This is a genomic window from Bifidobacterium sp. UBA6881, from assembly GCA_002451435.1.
Taxonomy (GTDB): Bacteria; Actinomycetota; Actinomycetes; order Actinomycetales; family Bifidobacteriaceae; genus Bifidobacterium.
The window spans coordinates 1,937-5,105 of the sequence record DKCF01000107.1; the positions used below are offsets into that span (position 1 = coordinate 1,937).

4 protein-coding genes are annotated in these 3,169 nt (G+C 61.3%); all 4 read left to right on the forward strand.

The features are described 5' to 3' along the window. A partial coding sequence (locus tag B3C64_RS08225) for a sugar O-acetyltransferase (protein WP_291534995.1) occupies positions 1-446 on the forward strand: 446 nt, incomplete at its 5' end. Between the two features lie 128 nt (positions 447-574). Continuing rightward, positions 575-1,279, forward strand: coding sequence for a DUF969 domain-containing protein (locus B3C64_RS08230; protein WP_291534996.1), 705 nt, complete (start codon positions 575-577; stop codon positions 1,277-1,279). 1 nt (position 1,280) lies between these two features. After that, entirely contained in the window at positions 1,281-2,225 is a 945-nt protein-coding gene (locus B3C64_RS08235; RefSeq protein WP_291534997.1) for a DUF979 domain-containing protein, read from the forward strand. 101 nt (positions 2,226-2,326) lie between these two features. Beyond that, the gene (pcp, locus tag B3C64_RS08240; protein ID WP_291534998.1) at positions 2,327-2,977 is read left to right on the forward strand and encodes a pyroglutamyl-peptidase I; all 651 of its coding nucleotides are present in this window, start codon (positions 2,327-2,329) and stop codon (positions 2,975-2,977) included. The last annotated feature ends 192 nt before the right edge of the window (positions 2,978-3,169 follow it).

The window sequence follows — 3,169 nt, forward strand, 5'->3', positions numbered from 1 at the left end:
GCGAAGGCGCGTACATCGAGCCTCCGTTGCACGCCAATTGGGGTTGCAACGCGTTCTTTGGCGCCCATGCCTACGCGAACTTCAATCTCACATTGGTGGACGACGCCGAAGTGCATATCGGCGAGTATGCAATGATCGGGCCGAACGTCACCATCACCACCACGGGGCATCCTATCCGCCCCGACCTTCGCGAGGGAATGACGCAGTTCTCCCTGCCGGTCACCATCGGTTGCAACGTGTGGCTGGGCGCCAACGTCACTGTGCTGCCGGGCGTGACCATCGGCGAGAATTCGGTGATCGGCGCCTGTTCGCTGGTCACGAAGGACATCCCCGCGAACGTCGTAGCATATGGCCAACCATGCAAGGTGGTCCGCGCCATCAATGCGCACGACGAAACCTATTATTGGCGCGGCCGTGTGATCAATCCGCCGTTCGACAAACGATGACACTTTGTCGATGCAGTGCGGTGCCGATGGACGCATGATGCATGCAGCCCATGATTCTTTTGACAGCACGACCCGATACAGTGGACAAGTTTGCTGAATATCGAAACATGGATTGAAAGGAGAGGCGGATGGATTATCTGGTGCTGTTGGGCATCGTGATCGTGATCGTCGGTTTCGCATTGAAATTGGACTCCATCCTCATCATTTTCGCGGCGGCCATCGTTACCGCGCTTGTCGGCGGAATCGGCGTTGACGGTTTCCTCACCACATTGGGCGAATCGTTCGTCAGCAACCGCAGCATGGCGGTGTTCATCATTATTCTGCTGGTCGTCGGCACGCTGGAACGCAACGGTCTGAAGGACGCTGCGGCGGCATTGATCGGCAAGGCGAAGAACGCCACGCCGGGCATCATCATCGCGCTGTATGGCGTGATGCGCGTGGCGTTCGCCGCGTTCAACGTCAGCTTCGGCGGTGTGGCGGGATTCGTTCGCCCGATCATCATGCCCATGGCCATCGGCGCGATCGAGGCGTCCGGGCACGAACCGAACGACGAATACGTGGAGGAGCTCAAAGGCATGGCCTCCGGCATGGAGAACGTCGCCTGGTTCTTCGGGCAGATGCTGTTCGTCGGCACCGCTGGCGCGCTGCTGGTCCAGTCGACTCTGAAGCCGCTCGGCTATGACGTCGACCTGCTGCGCATGGCGTTGATCGAGATTCCGGTCGCGGTCATCGCTGTCGCGGTCACCGCCGGCTACTACATCATCAAGGACCGTCGCCTGCGCGCCAAGTACTATGGCTCCGCGGCCGTCTCCAATGACGCGAAGGAGGCCTGATATGTCGTTTTTCATGGATTCTTCCGTTACCATCGGCACGAAGATCCTCGAGGTCTTCTACATCATCATGGGCCTCATGGTCATCTACACGGGTGTGCGCAACCTCAAAGACAAGACGAATCCGTCCCGTTACGGCACCTGCATGTTCTGGAGCCTGTTGGGCGTGGTCATCGCATTCGGACGCTGGATCCCCTCCATCGTGGACGGCGTTCTCATCGTGCTCATGGTCATTCCCGCCATCCTCCAGCGTGTGAAGAAAGGCACGTCGAGCGGCCCGTCCAAGGAGGAAAGCGAAAACAACTTCAAGCGCATCGGCATGAAGGTGTTCGTTCCTGCACTGGCCATCGGCGTCTGCGCGATCGTCGGCGCGCTGTTCACCCAGATCGGCGCCCTCGCGGGATGCTCGATCGGCGTCGTCGTGTCCGCGGCGATCCTCATGGCGTTCAACCGCAGCAACAAGCCGCTGGTGTTCCTGAACGATTCGGAACGCCTGCTGAGCGCCATGGGCCCGTTGAGCATGCTGCCCATGCTGTTGGCGAGCCTTGGCGCGATCTTCACCTCCGCGGGCGTCGGCGACGTGATCTCCAAGCTTGTCGGCGGCGTGATCCCGAAGGGCAACGTGGTGGTGGGCATCATCGTATTCGCCATCGGCATGATGCTGTTCACGATGGTGATGGGCAACGCGTTCGCGGCCATCACCGTGCTGACGGTCGGTATTGGCGCGCCGTTCGTGCTGGCGTTCGGCGCCGATCCCGCGGTGGTCGGCGTGCTGTCGCTGACCTGCGGATATTGCGGAACGCTGCTGACGCCCATGGCGGCCAACTTCAACATCGTCCCCGTGGCCATGCTGGACATGAGGGACCGCATGGGCGTGATCAAGAACCAGGTGCCTACCGCGCTGGTCATGATCGTCGTGCAGATCGCGTACATGCTCATCGCCAGCTGAGCGTGGTAGCGTTCTCAAACAATGATTCGTCGGATCGCCGCGGCCGTCCCGCTCATCGGATGCGCGTCTTCAGCGGCGGTCCACAATGCAAGGAGCAATAAATGACTACGGTATTGGTTACGGGCTTCGACCCGTTCGGCGGGGAATCCGTGAATCCGGCCTATGAGGCGGTGAAGCTGCTGTCCGACACGATCGCCGGCGCGCGCATCGTCAAACTGGAGATTCCGACCGTGTTCACGCGCAGCGCCGAAGTGGTGGAGAAGGCCATCACCGACGTGAAGCCGGACATCGTGATCAGCGTCGGCCAGGCCGGCGGCCGCAGCGCTTTGACCGTGGAGAAGGTCGCCATCAATCTCGCGGAGGCGAGGATTCCCGACAACGACGGCGAACAGCCGTTGGACCAGCCGCTGCGCGAGGATGGCGACACCGCGTACTTCGCCACGATTCCGGTCAAGGCCATGGTCGCGAACGTGCGCGCTCACGAGCTTCCCGCGTTCGTCTCGTACACCGCGGGCACCTTCGTCTGCAACAGCGTGATGTACAACGTGCTGTATCTGCTGGATCGCAAGTTCCCGGGAGTGCGCGGAGGATTTATCCACGTTCCGTACGCTTCGCAGCAGGTGGTCGGCAAGCCGAACGGCACACCGTTCATGCCGCTGCCGGATATCGCGAAATCGCTGGAATACGCCATCGAAGCCGCCGTAACCGACGACGGCTCGGCGGTGGAGGGCGCGATGGGGGAGACCCACTGAGCGCCGCTGAGCGATAAGACCTGCCGGTGATGGTTCGGGCGGTGCGGAGAGTTCCGCGCCGCCCGTTTTGCGTCCACGGGCTTTCCGCAGGATTTGCGATGGATACGGCGTATGCCTGCCGTCATCATGGAGCGGCGCGGTTGACGCTCGCTACTAGGCTGAATCGCATGAACGAACGACATGCGACCACGG

Excerpts from the sequence above, each read along its gene's own strand:
- B3C64_RS08235 (WP_291534997.1), top strand. The coding sequence starts at position 1,281 with ATGTCGTTTTTCATGGATTCTTCCGTTACCATCGGCACGAAGATCCTC.
- B3C64_RS08230 (WP_291534996.1), top strand. The coding sequence starts at position 575 with ATGGATTATCTGGTGCTGTTGGGCATCGTGATCGTGATCGTCGGTTTC.
- pcp (WP_291534998.1), top strand. The coding sequence starts at position 2,327 with ATGACTACGGTATTGGTTACGGGCTTCGACCCGTTCGGCGGGGAATCC.